The following is a 17,237-nucleotide window of genomic DNA, read 5'->3' as shown; positions in this document are numbered from 1 at the left end:
TTTAGAGAGCTAAGATTTTGAAGGACGAAGATTTACTTAAAATACTGTTGCTTCCTCCAGCGTAAACTTCACGTTATCCTCAATCCACTTTCGGCGTGGTTCGACCTTGTCCCCCATGAGGACATTGACGCGACGTTCTGCGCGTGCTAGGTCTTCGATTGTGACACGGATGAGGGTACGAGTTTCTGGATTCATAGTTGTTTCCCATAGTTGGTCCGCATTCATCTCACCAAGTCCCTTGTAGCGTTGGAGGGTAGCACCTTTACCAAACTGCTTACGTAGTTCTTCTAGTTCACCATCCGTCCAAGCGTAAGCCACTTCTTCTTTCTTGCCTTTCCCTTTTGACATCTTGTAAAGAGGAGGAAGGGCGATATAGACATGACCTGCCTCAACCAGCGGACGCATGTAACGGTAGAAAAATGTCAAGAGCAAAGTCTGGATATGGGCACCATCGGTGTCCGCATCGGTCATGATAATGATCTTATCATAGTTGGCATCTTCAAGAGAGAAGTCTGCCCCCACACCAGCACCGATGGTATAAATCATGGTATTGATTTCTTCATTTTTCAGGATATCTGCCATTTTAGCCTTGGCTGTATTGATAACCTTACCACGAAGAGGCAAGATAGCTTGGAACTTGCGGTCACGACCTTGCTTAGCAGAACCACCGGCAGAGTCACCCTCGACTAGGTAGAGTTCGTTCTTAGCTGGATTTTTAGACTGGGCTGGCGTTAATTTACCAGAAAGCAAGCCCTTATCTTTTTTGTTTTTCTTGCCATTTCGGCTCTCATCACGCGCCTTACGCGCTGCTTCACGAGCGTCACGAGCCTTGATAGCCTTGCGAATCAGGTTAGAAGCTAGTTCTCCATTTTCCATGAGGAAGAAGGTTAACTTATCAGCTACAATCCCATCCACAACTGGACGAGCAAGGGGACTACCTAGTTTATCCTTGGTCTGTCCTTCAAATTGCAAGTGTTCTTCAGGAACCAAGATAGAAAGAACAGCCGCTAATCCTTCGCGGTAATCGGACCCTTCAAGATTTTTATCTTTTTCTTTGAGAAGGCCAGTTTTTCGCGCATAGTCGTTCATGACTTTGGTAATAGCAGACTTAAGTCCCGTCTCATGCGTTCCACCGTCTTTGGTACGGACGTTATTAACAAAGGACAGGATGTTATCTGAAAATCCATCGTTATACTGGAGGGCTACTTCTACTTGGAAACCATTGTCTTCCCCTTCAAAGTAGAGAACTGGTGTCAAGGTTTCCTTGTCTTCGTTAAGGTAGGAAACAAAGTCCTGCACCCCATTCTCATAATGGAATTCAATTGCTTCGTCTGTTCGCTTGTCCGTTAATGACAAGGTTACATTTTTCAAGAGAAAGGCAGACTCATTAAGACGCTCTGAAATGGTATTGTACTTGAAATCAGTCGTAGAAAAGATACTAGCATCCGGCATGAAGGTCACTTTTGTACCTGTCTTAGACTTCGGTGCTGTGCCAATCTTTTCAAGAGTTGTTACTGGCTTCCCACCATTTTCAAAGCGTTGTTTATAAACAGCACCATCACGAGTAATTTCTACTTCAAGCCAACTAGAGAGGGCATTGACGACAGAAGAACCAACTCCGTGAAGACCACCAGAGGTCTTATAACCACCCTGACCGAATTTTCCTCCGGCATGAAGAATGGTAAAGATGACCTCAACGGTTGGGATCCCCATAGCGTGCATTCCAGTCGGCATCCCACGTCCGTGGTCTTGAACCGTTAAACTCCCGTCTTTATTAATCGTTACGTCAATACGATCACCAAATCCAGACAAGGCTTCGTCAACCGCATTATCCACGATTTCCCAGACTAGGTGATGGAGTCCAGCACCGTCTGTCGATCCGATATACATCCCTGGACGTTTACGGACCGCATCCAACCCTTCTAGCACCTGGATGGCGTCATCATTATAATTGTTAATATTGATTTCCTTTTTTGACACAAGGAACCTCCTATTTGTTCATCTTTTCTATTTTACAGGTTTTCTAGGGATTTTGCAAAGCTTTTCTAGTTAAAAAGCCTATTCCCAAGTCCTTTTTAGCAAAAAATAGTACATCTTCACCAAAAAAGAAACTAAGATATACATCCTAGTTTTCTTTTCCTTTAATTTGGGTTGTAGCCACATCTTCGCCAAACCATTTCTGGCTGATTTCTTGGAATTTCCCTTCTTGATAGAGTTCCTTAAAAGCTTTATTTAAATTGTCTAACAAGGTCTCATCAGCCGGTCTTACTCCAACTGCAAAGGATTCACTCTCAAAACCAGCTGGGAAAATCTCATACTGGTCTAAGATTCCTTCAGTTTTAAGATAATAGTTGGCATAAACACGGTCAATTAAAAGAGCATCTATCCGGTCATTTTGTAAGTCAATCAAGGCTTCATTAAAACTTTGATATTGGTTAGCCTTTTGATCTTTTACGATATTTTTCAAGAGTTCAGGCTGAGCTTCAAAATCTAGATAACCCGAAGAACCTGCCTGAGCACCTAAAACTTTACCTGCCATATCAGACACTGATTGGATATTTTGTGATTTCTTAGAGACAAGAACCTGCTGATTTTCCATGTAAGGGATGCTAAAAGCTACCTTCTCACGACGTTCATCTGTCGCAGAATAGCCGTTCCAAATAGCATCAATAGTTCCATTTTGAAGCTCTGTTTCCTTCATATCCCAATCAATGGGTTGAAACTGAACCTTGAACCCAAGTTTTTCAGAAACGGCTTGGGCTAAATCAATATCAAATCCAACATATTGTCCATTCTTTTCTTCAAATCCCATAGGAACAAAAGTATTGTCAAATCCGATAGTAATTGTTCCCTGTTGTTGGTATTTTTCCCAATTATCTACTTTAGGATTGCTAGCTTTTTGCGTGCATCCTACGAGGAAAAAAGCAAGAAAGAATACCAAAACAAGACTGATTTTCTTTCGATTCATAGACACCTCCTACTTAGGCTCTACTTTGAGAATTTGGTCAGCGATATTCTCTGCAAACTGGAGATCGTGGGTTACGACAATTTGAGTCATACCTAATTCTCGATTTTGTAAAATCAGTTTTTCAACTTCGAGACGCAACTCTGGATCAAGGGCTGAAGTCGGTTCATCATAACCAATCACTTCAGGATCTATCATCATAGCACGTGCTAAGGCAACACGTTGCTTTTGACCACCAGATAAGGAATAAGGATAGGCATCTGCATGAGCTTCGAGTCCCAGACGAGTGAGTAAGTCGATTGCCTTCTTCTTAGCATCTGCTTCAGACATCCCCATAGTCTTGATAGGTGACAAAATCAAATTTTCCATAACGGATAAATGAGGAAATAGCTGAAAATCTTGAAATACAAAACCTAACAAGTGACGCTTTTCAAGTTCATCCAATGGTAGAGATTCTCCATTATAAAAAATCTCTCCTGAATCAATGGTCTCAAGTCCAGCTAGCATTCGAAGCAAGGTTGTCTTTCCACCACCAGAAGGACCAACGATGGCCAAAATCTGCTTTTCAGGAATTGTTAAACTGAAATTGGATAAAATTTCTTTTTTTCCAAATTTTTTGCTGATATTTCTTAACTCTAACATGGATGACCTCCTATCTATAGTAGCTGAACTTCTTCTCAAGTTTTTTAGCTAGGATTGTAACGATACCAATCATTAGAAGATAGATAGCTCCCGCTAGAAACATCGGAATCAAGCTAGCATCTCGATTGGCCGCAGTTCGACTGGCTAGGATTAAATCTGAAATACCGAGTGCATAAACCAAAGAAGTATCCTTAACCAAACTCATAACCTCGTTAAATACACTTGGTAGGACAATCTTGGTCACCTGTGGCAAGATGATATAGCGAACGGTATCGATAGGATTGAATTTCAAAACTTTCGCTGCCTCATATTGACCCTGAGAAATGGTTGCAATCCCTCCACGGAATATTTCTGCAAAATAAGCTGCATAATTAAGCGTGAAGGCAATAATGGCTGCTGGTACTCGGTCGAGTCGAATTCCGATACTTGGCAGGACATAATAAATAAAAATCAACTGCAAAAGTAAGGGTGTTCCACGCATCACCCAGATATAAACATCAATCATGTAATGGAGGGGTTTCCAATGGACCTGTACGCAAAAGGCAACCAAAATGCCTAAAGGGATTGAAAAGAGTAAGACCAGTGCAAAAACTTGTAAAGTCATTGTCGCACCGCTCAATAAACTTGGCAATATCTCGAATAAGTAAGACATATTCCACCTCCTAAAAATAATTGTTCCCATTATAGCATAAATAAACATAAATATAAAGCATTTCTGAAACTTTCATGAATTTTTAAAACTTTTCCTTGGTTTTTGGATTAACCAAAGCGTTTATCTGAAAAATTTCTAGTTGCATAAAGTATCAGATGTCACAAACTGAGGAAAAATTTAGTTCGGATTCTCTCTCATTTCATGGTATAATAGAAACATGATGACAATAGTATTATTAATTTTAGCTTATTTATTGGGTTCAATCCCTTCAGGACTTTGGATTGGACAAGCCTTCTTTAATATCAATCTTAGAGAACATGGGTCCGGTAATACTGGAACGACCAATACCTTCCGAATCTTAGGAAAGAAAGCTGGTATGGTAACCTTTGCAATTGATTTCTTCAAAGGTACTTTGGCGACTCTACTTCCACTCATCTTTCATGTGCAGGGAGTTTCACCTATCGTCTTTGGACTCTTAGCAGTCATTGGGCATACCTTCCCTATCTTTGCCAAATTCAAGGGTGGCAAGGCTGTTGCAACCAGTGCTGGAGTTATTTTTGGATTTGCTCCTCTCTTTTGCCTTTACCTTGCAGTCATTTTCTTTGGAATCCTTTATCTGGGAAGTATGATTTCTCTCTCTAGTATTTCAGCTGCTATTGCTGCAATTATTGGCGTCCTTCTATTCCCTCTCTTTGGATTTATTTTAACTAGTTATGACCTACTCTTCACTTTAATTATTATTGGTCTTGCAAGTCTGGTAATTGTGCGACATAAGGACAACATCAAACGGATCCAAAATAAAACAGAAAATATCATTCCTTGGGGACTTAACTTAACACACCAAGAACCAAAAAAATAAAACGTCAGTTTCAACTGACGTTTTTTTATGTTATTTAGACTTGATATAGTTGATACCATCTGCCTTCGGTGCAACTGCTTTACCAAAGAAAGCTGCTAATACGACAATGGTCAAAAGATATGGCGCAATTTGCAAGTAAACGGCTGGAACTCCTTGCAAGAAAGGAAGTTGAGAACCGATAACTGCTAAACTTTGTGATAGTCCAAAGAAGAGACTTGAAAGCATAGCACCAACAGGATTCCATTTACCGAAGATCATAGCAGCAAGTGCGATAAATCCAGGTCCGACGATGGTTGTAACTGAGAAGTTAACGGAAATTGATTGAGCGTAAATAGCTCCACCGATTCCTCCAAGGAAGCCTGAAATCACAACTCCAAGATATCTCATCTTGTAGACATTGATACCTAAAGTATCTGCTGCTTGTGGGTGTTCACCAACTGAACGAAGGCGAAGTCCAAAGCGAGTCTTAAAGAGGACAAACCAAGCTAGGAATGAGAAAGCAATTGCTAGGTAACCTAGTAGACTAGTTGACTTGAAGAAGATATCTCCGATAACAGGGATATTAGCTAATACCGGGAAGTCAAAACGACCAAAAGTTTGCGTTAAGTTATCCGTTTGTCCCTTATTATAAAGCACCTTCACCAAGAAAACTGCCAAGGCTGGCGCCATCAAGTTAAGCACAGTACCACTGACGACATGGTCTGCACGGAAATGAATTGTAGCCACTGCGTGAATGAGCGAGAAGATAGCTCCGACTAATCCACCAACTAGAAGAGCTAACCAAGGAGTTAATGCTCCCAAATCTTGAGCAAATTCAAGGTTAAAAACAACTCCAGAAAAGGCACCCATGACCATGATTCCTTCAAGACCAACGTTAACAACTCCACCACGTTCTGAGAAAACTCCTCCGATACTTGTGAAAATAAGTGGTGCTGCATAAATCAACATCGAAGAAACCATAAGGGTTAACATTGTTGTAATCGACATCCTTATTTACCTCCTTTAAGTTGTTTTCTTGGTTTGACAAAGCGTTCGATGATGTAGTGAACGCTGACAAAGAAGATAATTGAGGCTGTAACGATACTTACAAGCTCAGATGGTACTTGTGCAGCATTCATACCAGGGGCTCCAACTTGAAGGACACTGAAAAGGAAGGCTGCAAATAGAATTCCAACTGGTGAGTTTGAAGCAAGTAGGCTTACTGCCATACCGTTAAATCCGATTGCCAATGATGAACCTTGAACATAAACGTTTTGGAAGGTACCAAGTCCTTCTACTGCGCCACCAAGTCCTGCAAGGGCACCAGAAATAATCATTGATAGAATAATGGTGCGTTTCGCTGAAATACCTGCGTATTCAGAAGCATTTGGATTGAGACCAACTGCACGGATTTCAAAACCAAGAGTTGTTTTCTTGAGCAAGAACCAGATAACTGCTACTGCTATGATAGCAAAGAAAATCCCAATGTTCATACGAGAGTTTCCAGTTAACTCAGCAAGCCATGGTGTTTGATAAGTTGCATTTGCACTTACTCGAATGGATGAGTCAGTACTTTGCATGATTTCTTTAGGGAAGTGATGAATAAAGGCATTGCCCACATAAAGAACAATGTAGTTCATCATAATGGTTACAATAACTTCAGATGTCCCAAGATAGGCTCTTAAGATACCAGGAATAGCACCAACGATCCCTCCTGCAACTAAGGCAATTACAATCGTCGCAAGAATCATCAATGGTCGTGGTAAATCTGGGAAAGAGAGAGCAAACCAGCCGCTCATAACCCAACCTGCGAGAGCTTGTCCTGGAAGACCAACGTTAAAGAAACCAGCACGACTTGCAACTGCAAATCCAAGGGCAATCAGAATTAAAGGTCCCATAGCACGGAAGATTTCACCGATTCCACGAACACTACCAAATGCTGTGTAGAACAGTTCTTCATAGCCCCAGATAGCATCGTAGCCGAAAATCCACATGACGATGGCTCCGAGTAGAATTCCTAAAATAACAGAAATCAAAGGAACCGAAATTTGTTGTAATTTTTTAGACATCACTCTTCTCCTTTTCCAATTCACCACCAGCCATCAAGACACCAAGCTCTTGCTTGTTGGTTGTTTCTGGCGTTACAATCCCTTGAATCTTACCATCATGGATAACGGCAATTCTATCAGAGACATTTAGAATCTCATCTAGTTCAAAGCTGACTACAAGGACAGCTTTCCCATTATCACGTTCTTGAATCAAGCGTTTGTGAATGTACTCAATAGCACCGACGTCCAAACCACGAGTAGGTTGACTGACGATTAGGAGATCAGGATTTCGATCGACTTCTCGAGCGATAATTGCTTTTTGTTGATTTCCTCCAGAAAGAGCTGATGCTGGAACAATCTCACTAGCAGCACGCACATCGAATTCTTGCATTAACTGTTTAGCGTACCCGATGATATTGGTGTAGTTTAAGATTCCCTTCTTGCTAAGAGGTTCCTTATAGTAGGTTTGAAGAGCGATATTTTCAGAAATCATCATTTCTAAAACTAAACCATCACGGTGGCGATCTTCTGGAACGTGGCCTACACTCATTTCTGTAATTTGACGAGGGTGTAAACCTACGATAGACTGGCCTTTCAACTCCACGCTACCAGACTCAATCTTACGAAGACCAGTGATAGCTTGGATTAATTCAGATTGACCATTTCCATCAATACCGGCAATTCCGACAATCTCACCAGCTCGAACATCGAGTGAGAGATTTTTAACAGCAGGAACACCACGGTTTTCGTTTACTACTAGGTCTTTAATAGACAGAATAACTTCTTTAGGTTGAGCTTCCTGTTTCTCAGTTTTAAAGGAAACAGAACGTCCTACCATCATCTCAGCTAAGTCAGCATTAGTCGCACCAGCAATCTCAACTGTTTCAATAGATTTACCACGACGGATAACTGTAACACGATCTGATACAGCACGAATCTCATCCAACTTATGGGTAATCAAGATAATTGATTTACCTTCTTTAACCAAGTTCTTCATGATAGCCATCAACTCATCAATTTCTGATGGCGTCAAAACAGCAGTAGGTTCGTCAAAGATAAGAATATCTGCTCCACGATAAAGTGTCTTCAAGATTTCAACACGTTGTTGAGCCCCAACAGAGATGTCTGCAACTTTGGCAGAAGGATCCACAGTAAGGCCATAACGTTCAGACAACTCATTGATTTCTCGAGTTGCGCGAGCAATATCTAGCACACCGTTTTTGGTCAATTCACTTCCCAAAATGATATTTTCAGCAACAGTGAAAGCTTCTACCAACATAAAGTGCTGGTGAACCATCCCAATCCCTAGGCTAGCTGCTTTTGATGGCGAGTCTAGTTTTACAACTTGACCGTTAACCACAATTTCACCACTAGTTGGTTCAAGTAGCCCCGCTAGCATATTCATAAGCGTAGACTTCCCAGCTCCATTTTCTCCTAAAAGTGCATGAATCTCACCTTTGCGAAGTTCTAGGTTGATCTTGTCGTTAGCGACAAACTCACCAAAGACCTTGGTAATCTCACGCATCTCAATGACATTTTCGTGTGCCATGTGCTCTTCCTTTCAGAGTTTTATTTTATTTCAATAAAACTTATTAAAATGAAATCTTAACAAGCTCTATTGAGACAAAATTAATTTGCCCCAATTCTTAAAGAAGCGGCCCAAGGCCGCTTCCTAAGAAATGACTTCCTTCAATTATTTTTCAGGAACTTTGATGCTACCATCAAGGATTTTAGCTTTTGCATCTTCAACAGCTTTTTTACCTTCTTCAGAAAGGTTAGTTACTGCCAAGTCAACACCTTTATCCTTCAATGAGTAAACGATAACTTGACCACCAGGGAATTCACCTTTTTCAGCCTTGTTTGAGATATCTTGAACTGTTGTTCCAACTTGTTTCAATGTAGAAGCAAGCACGAAGTTAGCTTCTTTACCGTCTTTAGAAGTATATTTACCTTCTTCAACTTGGTCACGGTCTACACCGATAACCCAAACTTTTTCGTCTTCATTTTTGCTTTCATTCAAAGATTTAGCTTCTGAGAAGACACCTGCTCCAGTACCACCAGCTGCTTGGTAGATAACGTCTGCACCTGCAGCGTATTGAGCAGCAGCGATTGTTTTACCTTTAGCGGCATCACCAAATGAACCAGCGTAGTCAACTTGTACTTTGATAGATGGGTCAACTGACTCAACACCAGCTTTGAAACCAGCTGCGAAACGAGAAATAACTTCAGATTCCATACCACCTACAAAACCAACTTGTTTAGTTTTTGTAGTTTTAGCAGCTGCTACACCAGCAAGGTAAGCTGCTTCGTTGTCAGCAAATGTTACGCTGGCAACGTTCTTTTGATCTTTAATCACATCGTCAATCAAAACATAGTTTTTATCTGCGTGTTCTTTTGCTGCTTCTTCAACAGCGTTGTGAAGGGCAAAACCAACACCAAAAATCAAGTTGTAGCTTCCAGCTGCTTGGTTCAAGTTGTTAGCGTAGTCAGCTTCACTTGTTGATTGGAAGTAAGTAAAGCCATTATCTTTTGAAAGATTGTGCTCTTTACCCCAAGCTTGAAGCCCTTCCCAAGCTGATTGGTTAAAGGATTTATCATCAACACCACCAGTATCTGTAACGATAGCTGCTTTAGTCTTCACATCAGAAGAAGATGAAGCTGCGTTACGAGAAGAGCGATTACCACATGCAGCAAGTCCAAATGCTGCTACTGCAACTAGACCAAGGCCTAGCCATTGTTTCTTGTTCATTACTGAACCTCCTAAATAAGATGCGCAACTAAGTTGCAAGTATGGATAGATTGGTCACTAGGACCTTGTCACAGAAAGAGTGACTCAGACTAATGTAAGTCTGTAAAAGAATATGGAAGTAATTCCCCGACCGTCATCTCGACCGTCGTTTTATCTTTGGCAACTAGAGTCACCTTTAGATCTTGTTCAAAAAATTCGACCATAACTTGGCGACAAGCTCCACATGGAGAAATAGGTTTCTCAGTTTGACCATAAACAATCAATTCTGAAAAGTCTCGTTGTCCTTCAGAGACAGCTTTAAAAATGGCTGTTCTCTCACCACAGTTGGTCAAGGGGTAGCTAGCATTTTCAATATTGCATCCTGTGTAAACACTGCCGTCCTTGGCAACCAGAACGGCACCGATTGGAAAGTGTGAATAGGGTACATAGGCGTTTTTACTAGTCTCAATCGCTAAGTCAATCAACTCAGTAGTCGCCATCTGCTAACTCTCCTTTTAAGATTGCTACACCAGAAGATGTTCCGATACGAGTAGCTCCAGCTTCAACAAAGGCAACAGCATCTGCATAAGAACGAGCTCCACCAGCAGCCTTAACCCCCATATAAGGTCCAACTGTCTGGCGCATTAATTTAACATCCGGTAGGGTTGCACCACCTATTGAGAAACCAGTAGAAGTCTTGACAAAGTCTGCTCCTGCTTTCTGGGCTAGCTGACAAGCTAGAACTTTTTCTTCATCCGTTAACAAACAAGCTTCAATAATAACCTTAACCAGTTTGTCTCCACTTGCTTCAACAACTGCTCGAATATCTGACTCAACTAAATCAGCATTCCCAGACTTGAGTGCTCCAACATTGATGACCATATCAATCTCATCAGCACCATTTTGAATAGCTTCTTTAGTTTCGAAGGCTTTAACAGCAGATGTTGTGGCTCCAAGAGGAAAGCCTACAACTGTACAAACCTTGACATCAGTATTTTCTAGACCAGATTTGGCATGAGCAACCCAGCACGGATTAACACAAACACTGGCAAAATCATAGTCTTTGGCTTCAGATAACAAACGATCAATTTGTTCCACCGTTGCATCTTGCTTTAAAAGCGTATGATCAATGTATTTATTTAATTTCATTTTGGTTTTTCCTTAAATCAGGAGATAATTTCAATGATTTCACGCGTTTTTATCGCTTCATCACTTACCTTAATTTTAACATATTTTTGGAAATCTGTAACTAGTTCCGGAGAAATTTTGCCATTTGCATATACTTTTGCGACAATTTCACCTTTTTTGACCGAATCTCCAACTTTCTTCTCAAAAACAATCCCTGTCTCATAGTCAAGAGCATCGGTTTTGACTGCACGACCAGCACCTAATCTCATAGCGAAAAGACCGAACTCCATGGCTGGCAGCACCTCAATAACACCATCTTCCTGAGCTGGAATTTCTACCACATGATCAACTATTACAGGTCGATAAAGATCTTCTAAATCTCCAACTTGAGCGAGGACCATCTCTTCAAACTTCTTAAGTGCCTGACCATTTTCAAGATGTTGCCTTACTTCCTCGACTGTTTTTTCAACATTTGCCAAAGATAGCATAATCTGGGCTAACTCACAGATAAAGTTGCTGATATCCTCGCGTCCTTTACCTTGAAGAATTTCTAGTGCTTCTAGAATTTCCAAGCGGTTCCCAATGGCACGTCCCAAAGGTTGACTCATATCCGTAATGACTGCTACTGTCTTACGGCCAACAGCCTTACCAAGGTTTACCATGGTTTGAGCCAATTCACGCGCCTCATCAACTGTCTTCATAAAGGCACCTTCACCGACTGTTACATCCAGCAAAATAGCATCGGCTCCAGCTGCAATTTTTTTACTCATGACAGAACTAGCAATCAAGGGAATCGTATCAACTGTCGCAGTGACATCTCGTAGTGCATAGAGAAGTTTATCCGCTTTAACTAATTGATCAGACTGGCCAATAACTGAAACCCCAATATCCTGAACCTGTTTGATAAAGTCATCCTGACTGCGTTCAACTTGAAATCCTTTGATGGATTCTAATTTATCAATCGTACCACCAGTATGACCTAGACCTCTACCACTCATCTTGGCAACAGTCACACCAAAACTAGCGACTAAGGGAGCTAAAATCAAGGTAACCTTATCTCCTACTCCCCCGGTAGAGTGTTTATCAACTTTAATACCTTCAATAGCTGATAAATCAAATTCCTGACCTGTCTTGACCATATTCATCGTCAAGTCAGAAATTTCACGTGTAGTCATACCTTTAAAATAAACAGCCATAGCAAAGGCCGACATCTGGTAGTCAGGAACAGTCCCTGCAACATAACCTTCGATCAGCCATTGAATTTCACTTGAGCTGAGTTCTTGGCCATCTCTTTTTTTCTGGATTAGGTCTACTGCTCTCATTCTTTCACACTTCTAAGGATATAATATCCCTTATCTTTCTTTACAACTTCACAATTGCCAAAGACTTCTTCCATCTTGTTCTTGGCACTTGGAGCTCCTTGTTTTTTTTGAATAACGATGGTCAGATCACCACCATCTACGAGATAGTCAATACTCTTCTCGATAATTTTGTGGACTACTTGCTTACCAGCACGAATGGGTGGATTCGAAATGACATGGTCAAATTGTCCTTCTACTTGCTCATAAATATTGGACTGAAAAATAGTCGCTTGAACATTGTTCTTTACTGCATTTTGCTGGGCTAAATCCAGGGCACGATTATTGATATCCACCATAGTCGCTTGAACACCATATGCCTTGACTAAAGACAAGCCAATAGGACCATAGCCACAACCAACATCCAGAATTTTTTCACCTTTTTCAACATCGAGACATCTTAGCAATAACTGACTACCGAAATCAATCATTTTTTTACTGAAGACACCGGCATCCGTCAAAAAGGTCATCTTTTCCCCTAATAGTTCTATCTTTAGTTCGTGAACATCATGGGCTGCATCTGGATTTTCTGCATAATACATTTTACTCATAGGATTATTTTACCATAAAATTTAGATATTATAAATCGTTTACACGGTCTATACCAACTAAGGCCCTAAGAAGAGATAACCTAGGAACATACTAATAAAAAATGAAAATAGACAAGCTAGACCAATCAAAATCAGCCACCATTTCTTTAACAAAAAAGCTAAGAAAATATAGAGAATGCCTAAAGCTGGTAATAGCTTAAAAAATACAAAATAGAGCCAGTTGATATTAAATTTTCCAATAGAAATATCAAGGTTCCATAAAATCGCCGATATCCATAAAAGGATGACTAATAAAATAGAGCCAGCCAATTTTTTATCAGTTAAAAATTTTGCCATAACCCCACACTCCTTTATCGGTATTTCTTAGCTTTATTTTAACAAAGAAAGCGCTCTGATTCAAATCTTTTATTCCCCCTTTAAATTAGAAATATGTTATACTAGGGGGGTTAATGAGGAAAAATTATGACGAACGAATTTTTGCATTATGAAAAAATCAGCCGAAGAACATGGCAATCTTTACATCGTAAAACAACTCCACCTTTGACTGAAGACGAATTGGATTCAATCAAGAGTTTTAATGACCAAATTAGCTTAGATGATGTAACAGACATTTATTTACCACTTGCGAATCTGATTCAAATCTACAAGCGTTCAAAAGAAGACCTTGCATTCTCTAAAAGTATTTTCCTTCAAAGAGAAAGTAAAATCCAGCCCTTTATCATTGGTGTATCAGGGAGTGTGGCTGTTGGAAAATCTACTACAAGTCGTCTTTTACAAATATTGCTTTCACGTATTGTTCCTGGAGCTACAGTAGAGTTAGTTACAACTGATGGTTTCCTATTCCCTAATGATACCTTAATCGAACGAGGTATTTTGACTAGGAAAGGTTTCCCAGAAAGTTATGACATGGAAGCTCTCATCAATTTCCTTGATCAACTTAAGAATGGTCAAGATGTTGATATCCCAGTCTACTCTCATGAAATCTACGATATCGTCCCAGAGCAAAAGCAACGAGTAGAAGCCGCTGATTTTGTAATTGTTGAAGGAATTAATGTTTTCCAAAATCCTCAAAATGCTCGTCTCTATATAACTGATTTCTTTGATTTTTCAATTTATGTTGACGCATCTGTAGAGGATATCGAGAGTTGGTATTTAGATAGATTCCTAAAATTATTAAGTTTGGCTCAGGATGATCCTGATAGCTACTACTATAGCTACACTCAGCTACCTTTAGGTGAAGTAAAGGATTTAGCTCACCAAGTTTGGACAAGTATTAATCTGATTAACCTCCAAAACTATATAGAACCGACACGAAATCGGGCTGAAGTTATTCTTCATAAGTCTAAAAATCACGAAATTGATGAAATTTATTTAAAAAAATGATTTCCCCTTGTCAAAATAACAGTTTTCAGATATAATGGTATAGTTAGTAAATATGGAGGTAAGAACATTGGCAAACATTAAATCAGCTATCAAACGCGCTGAATTGAACGTTAAACAAAACGAAAAGAACTCAGCACAAAAATCAGCTATGCGTACTGCTATCAAAGCTTTTGAAGCAAACCCATCTGAAGAACTTTACCGTGCTGCAAGCTCAGCTATCGATAAAGCAGAAACTAAAGGTTTGATCCACAAAAACAAAGCTAGCCGTGATAAAGCACGTCTTGCTGCTAAACTTGGTTAATCAAGACTAAAAACAAAATGAGCTCTACGGAGCTTTTTTTGTACCAAATTTTAGAGGGAATAACATGAAAATTTCTATAATTGGATACTCTGGGTCAGGAAAATCAACTCTAGCAGATAAACTTGCCACTTACTACTCCATTCCTAAACTCCATATAGATACTCTCCAATTTCAACCAGGATGGCAAGAAAGTAATCGAGATTGGATGCTAAAAGAAATGCAGACTTTTTTAGCGAAAAACGAGAACTGGGTTATTGATGGCAACTATACTTGGTGTTGCTATGAAGAAAGGATGGAAGAGGCTGACCAAATTATCTTTCTTAATTTTTCGTCCTGGTCTTGTATTTTTAGAGCCTTTAGACGCTATCTCAAATATAGAGGCAAAGTTAGAGAAAGCATGGCAGTTGGCTGCCCTGAACAATTCAACTGGGAGTTTATCCGCTGGATTCTCTGGGATGGTCGTAGCTCTGTACACAAAAATCAGTACAAAAGAATTTGTCTCGATTATACTCGAAAAATTACGATTATTAACAATCAAAGAGAACTAGATCAATTCTTAAATCAAAAATGAGGACTCAAAAATTGAGCCCTCATTTTATATATATTTTTGTATATTTTATTGTCTCAATTTAGAAAAGATTTCTCCAATTTTTCCCTCAATTACTAAATCAGCTTTACTGTCTTGAGGAGTACTTGACTTGTTTATAACAACAAGTTTTGAACCTGAGAAGTAATTAATCAAACTAGCTGCAGGATAAACAACCAAAGAAGTCCCACCAATAATCAATAAATCAGCTTTCTGGATAACTTGAGCCGCTTGACTAAAAACATCCATATCAAGAGGCTCCTCATAAAGGGTCACATCGGGTTTAACAACCTGGCCACAATCTAGGCAGTATGGAACAGGACCTTCGAGAGCCAAAAAACTATCTAAATTATAAAATCGATGACAACCGAGACAGTAATTACGGTCCACAGAACCATGTAGTTTCAAAACCTTCTGCGAACCTGCCATCTCGTGAAGACTATCGATATTTTGAGTTACAACAGCCTTCAGCTTACCGGCCTTTTCTAATGAAGTCAGATAATAATGGGCTAAATTTGGCTTAGCTTCTGGATATACGAGATGTTTTTTGTAAAAATCGAAAAATTCCTCTGGATAACGTACAAACATAGTATGAGAAACTAATTGTTCCGCAGAAAAATGCCTACCTAACTTAAGACTATATAAGCCATCTGAACTACGAAAATCAGGGATATTAGATTCAGTAGAAACCCCAGCTCCACCGAAAAAAACAATGCTTTGACTTTGGTCTATCAGTTCCTGTAATTGTTCAATTTTATCCATCTTACTTCTCCTTCAGTCTTTAGTTCGAAAAAAGTTGAAAACCATTAGCTATTACCAACTGGGCTTTCAACTTTATTTGATGATTATTGGATATCAAGCTCACAGCCATTAAAAATCGCAAGCAAGAAGATTAGCTTCAAAGCCAAGAGTCTTATTCTGCAATCAAGGTCTCTAGACCAACCTTCATCATATCTGTGAAAGTATTTTGACGTTCTTCAGCCGTTGTATCTTCATCTGGATTGACCAAGCTATCAGAAATGGTCATAATGGCAAGGGCATCCACATGGTGTTGAGCAGCAAGGTAGTAGAGGGCTGCTGCTTCCATTTCTACAGCTTTCACACCCCATTTACCAAGCTCGATGTTCTTTTCAAAGTAGTTTGAATAGAAAACATCTGATGACAAGACATTCCCAACGTGGGTCGTCATGCCAAGGTCTTTGGCAATATGGTAGGCTTTATCTAGCAAATCAAAACTAGCGATTTGTGGGAAGTCGTATTGAGGCCAGTCGTTGCGGATGATGTTTGAGTTGGTTGCAGCAGCTTGCGCCAAGACCAATTCACGGACGTGAACATCCTCATTTAAAGAACCAGCAGTTCCGACACGAATCAATTTCTTCACGCCGTAGTCGACAATCAACTCACACGCATAGATAGAGATTGAGGGCATTCCCATCCCAGTTCCCATGACAGATACACGGTGACCTTTATAAGTACCTGTGTAACCAAACATGTTACGGACTTCATTGAAGCAAACAGCATCCTCAAGGAAGTTCTCAGCAATAAATTTCGCACGAAGAGGATCTCCAGGAAGAAGAATTTTATCAGCAATTTCACCTTGATTAGCAGCAATATGGATAGACATAATATAAGATACCAAACCCGTCAAAAAGCGAAGGGAAAATAGGAGTTGGGCGCAGTGAGCGATGCTCGCTAGACCAACTATCTTTTTTCCACTGCTTTTAGGGTGGGTTCAATTCCTTTCTTTCTTAATTTTTATGATTTAGAGAAGAGTAAACAGTATTCAGTTCAGCGAATACGGTAAACCCATCCTTTCTTTTTTTATTGAGTAATTAGGAGAGCTTTCCGCTCGTGTTCAAATTAGAACACATGCTCTACCTTTCTATAAGATTCCAAGCCCGTAAAAAGCACAGTGAAAATAGGGGATGGACGCAGCAAGTACTGGACTTGCAAGTCAATCAATCTTTTTCACACAGCTTTTAGGGCGGGTTCAATGTAATTTGGTTTTGAAAGTTGGGGCTACCCCGGGTTCAATTTCAAACCCGAACTCCCTTTCC

General features: G+C 40.0%; 19 protein-coding genes. 4 read left to right on the top strand and 15 right to left on the bottom strand.

All coding sequences use genetic code 11. The annotated features are described in order from the left end of the window. Nucleotides 1-36 precede the first annotated feature (36 nt). From parE to ACTO1Y_RS01400, 4 genes are all read right to left on the bottom strand, one after another. Entirely contained in the window at nucleotides 37-1,980 is a 1,944-nt protein-coding gene (gene parE, locus ACTO1Y_RS01415) for a DNA topoisomerase IV subunit B (protein ID WP_254725639.1), read from the bottom strand. 145 nt (nucleotides 1,981-2,125) lie between these two features. Then, a complete protein-coding gene (locus tag ACTO1Y_RS01410; protein WP_441348082.1) occupies nucleotides 2,126-2,968 on the bottom strand; it encodes an amino acid ABC transporter substrate-binding protein in 843 nt (280 codons plus the stop codon). Between the two features lie 9 nt (nucleotides 2,969-2,977). Beyond that, nucleotides 2,978-3,607 (bottom strand): amino acid ABC transporter ATP-binding protein, encoded by a 630-nt coding sequence (locus tag ACTO1Y_RS01405; protein WP_414282749.1) that lies wholly within the window; start codon nucleotides 3,605-3,607, stop codon nucleotides 2,978-2,980. A gap of 10 nt (nucleotides 3,608-3,617) precedes the next feature. Beyond that, nucleotides 3,618-4,259, bottom strand: a complete 642-nt coding sequence (locus ACTO1Y_RS01400) for an amino acid ABC transporter permease (protein ID WP_441348081.1) — start codon at nucleotides 4,257-4,259, stop codon at nucleotides 3,618-3,620. 217 nt (nucleotides 4,260-4,476) lie between these two features. Between ACTO1Y_RS01400 and plsY the strand changes: the two genes are divergently transcribed. After that, entirely contained in the window at nucleotides 4,477-5,118 is a 642-nt protein-coding gene (plsY, locus tag ACTO1Y_RS01395; RefSeq protein ID WP_441348080.1) for a glycerol-3-phosphate 1-O-acyltransferase PlsY, read from the top strand. 30 nt (nucleotides 5,119-5,148) lie between these two features. On the opposite strand, the gene ACTO1Y_RS01390 is transcribed toward plsY, so the two are convergent. The 9 genes from ACTO1Y_RS01390 to ACTO1Y_RS01350 form a co-directional block, all read right to left on the bottom strand. After that, a complete protein-coding gene (locus tag ACTO1Y_RS01390) occupies nucleotides 5,149-6,105 on the bottom strand; it encodes an ABC transporter permease (protein WP_036754516.1) in 957 nt (318 codons plus the stop codon). A gap of 2 nt (nucleotides 6,106-6,107) precedes the next feature. After that, nucleotides 6,108-7,166: an ABC transporter permease gene (locus ACTO1Y_RS01385; protein WP_225750201.1), complete on the bottom strand. Its 1,059-nt coding sequence runs from the start codon at nucleotides 7,164-7,166 to the stop codon at nucleotides 6,108-6,110. Next, nucleotides 7,159-8,694, bottom strand: a complete 1,536-nt coding sequence (locus ACTO1Y_RS01380; RefSeq protein ID WP_441348079.1) for an ABC transporter ATP-binding protein — start codon at nucleotides 8,692-8,694, stop codon at nucleotides 7,159-7,161. Before ACTO1Y_RS01380 ends, ACTO1Y_RS01385 begins: the two co-directional genes overlap by 8 nt. Nucleotides 8,695-8,838: 144 nt before the next feature. Beyond that, complete coding sequence (locus ACTO1Y_RS01375; RefSeq protein WP_414270228.1) at nucleotides 8,839-9,894, bottom strand: BMP family lipoprotein; 1,056 nt, start codon at nucleotides 9,892-9,894, stop codon at nucleotides 8,839-8,841. 89 nt (nucleotides 9,895-9,983) lie between these two features. Beyond that, a complete protein-coding gene (locus ACTO1Y_RS01370; protein ID WP_441348078.1) occupies nucleotides 9,984-10,373 on the bottom strand; it encodes a cytidine deaminase in 390 nt (129 codons plus the stop codon). After that, nucleotides 10,360-11,022, bottom strand: coding sequence for a deoxyribose-phosphate aldolase (gene deoC / locus ACTO1Y_RS01365; protein ID WP_441348077.1), 663 nt, complete (start codon nucleotides 11,020-11,022; stop codon nucleotides 10,360-10,362). The genes ACTO1Y_RS01370 and deoC overlap by 14 nt, the downstream gene beginning before the upstream one ends. Before the next feature lie 17 nt (nucleotides 11,023-11,039). Further along, on the bottom strand, nucleotides 11,040-12,323 hold the full coding sequence (locus ACTO1Y_RS01360) for a pyrimidine-nucleoside phosphorylase (RefSeq protein ID WP_441348076.1): 1,284 nt from the start codon (nucleotides 12,321-12,323) through the stop codon (nucleotides 11,040-11,042). After that, on the bottom strand, nucleotides 12,320-12,910 hold the full coding sequence (locus tag ACTO1Y_RS01355) for a class I SAM-dependent methyltransferase (RefSeq protein ID WP_441348075.1): 591 nt from the start codon (nucleotides 12,908-12,910) through the stop codon (nucleotides 12,320-12,322). The genes ACTO1Y_RS01360 and ACTO1Y_RS01355 overlap by 4 nt, the downstream gene beginning before the upstream one ends. A 57-nt stretch (nucleotides 12,911-12,967) precedes the next feature. Beyond that, nucleotides 12,968-13,246 (bottom strand): 1,4-dihydroxy-2-naphthoate prenyltransferase, encoded by a 279-nt coding sequence (locus ACTO1Y_RS01350; protein WP_441348074.1) that lies wholly within the window; start codon nucleotides 13,244-13,246, stop codon nucleotides 12,968-12,970. A gap of 126 nt (nucleotides 13,247-13,372) precedes the next feature. Between ACTO1Y_RS01350 and coaA the strand changes: the two genes are divergently transcribed. From coaA to ACTO1Y_RS01335, 3 genes are all read left to right on the top strand, one after another. Further along, nucleotides 13,373-14,293, top strand: a complete 921-nt coding sequence (gene coaA, locus ACTO1Y_RS01345) for a type I pantothenate kinase (protein WP_441348073.1) — start codon at nucleotides 13,373-13,375, stop codon at nucleotides 14,291-14,293. Between the two features lie 52 nt (nucleotides 14,294-14,345). After that, nucleotides 14,346-14,594, top strand: coding sequence for a 30S ribosomal protein S20 (rpsT, locus tag ACTO1Y_RS01340; protein ID WP_029689628.1), 249 nt, complete (start codon nucleotides 14,346-14,348; stop codon nucleotides 14,592-14,594). A 64-nt stretch (nucleotides 14,595-14,658) separates the two neighbouring features. Then, nucleotides 14,659-15,165 (top strand): DNA topology modulation protein, encoded by a 507-nt coding sequence (locus ACTO1Y_RS01335; protein WP_441348072.1) that lies wholly within the window; start codon nucleotides 14,659-14,661, stop codon nucleotides 15,163-15,165. A gap of 45 nt (nucleotides 15,166-15,210) precedes the next feature. On the opposite strand, the gene ACTO1Y_RS01330 is transcribed toward ACTO1Y_RS01335, so the two are convergent. After that, the gene (locus ACTO1Y_RS01330) at nucleotides 15,211-15,942 is read right to left on the bottom strand and encodes an NAD-dependent protein deacylase (protein WP_441348071.1); all 732 of its coding nucleotides are present in this window, start codon (nucleotides 15,940-15,942) and stop codon (nucleotides 15,211-15,213) included. 151 nt (nucleotides 15,943-16,093) lie between these two features. After that, the gene (gene deoD / locus ACTO1Y_RS01325; protein WP_441348070.1) at nucleotides 16,094-16,804 is read right to left on the bottom strand and encodes a purine-nucleoside phosphorylase; all 711 of its coding nucleotides are present in this window, start codon (nucleotides 16,802-16,804) and stop codon (nucleotides 16,094-16,096) included. Nucleotides 16,805-17,237: the final 433 nt, after the last annotated feature.

The organism is Streptococcus sp. V728 (assembly GCF_052077995.1).
Lineage (GTDB): Bacteria > Bacillota > Bacilli > Lactobacillales > Streptococcaceae > Streptococcus > Streptococcus infantis_B.
Note: the sequence above shows the minus strand (reverse complement) of the source record. Positions and strands in the feature narration are given on the sequence as shown.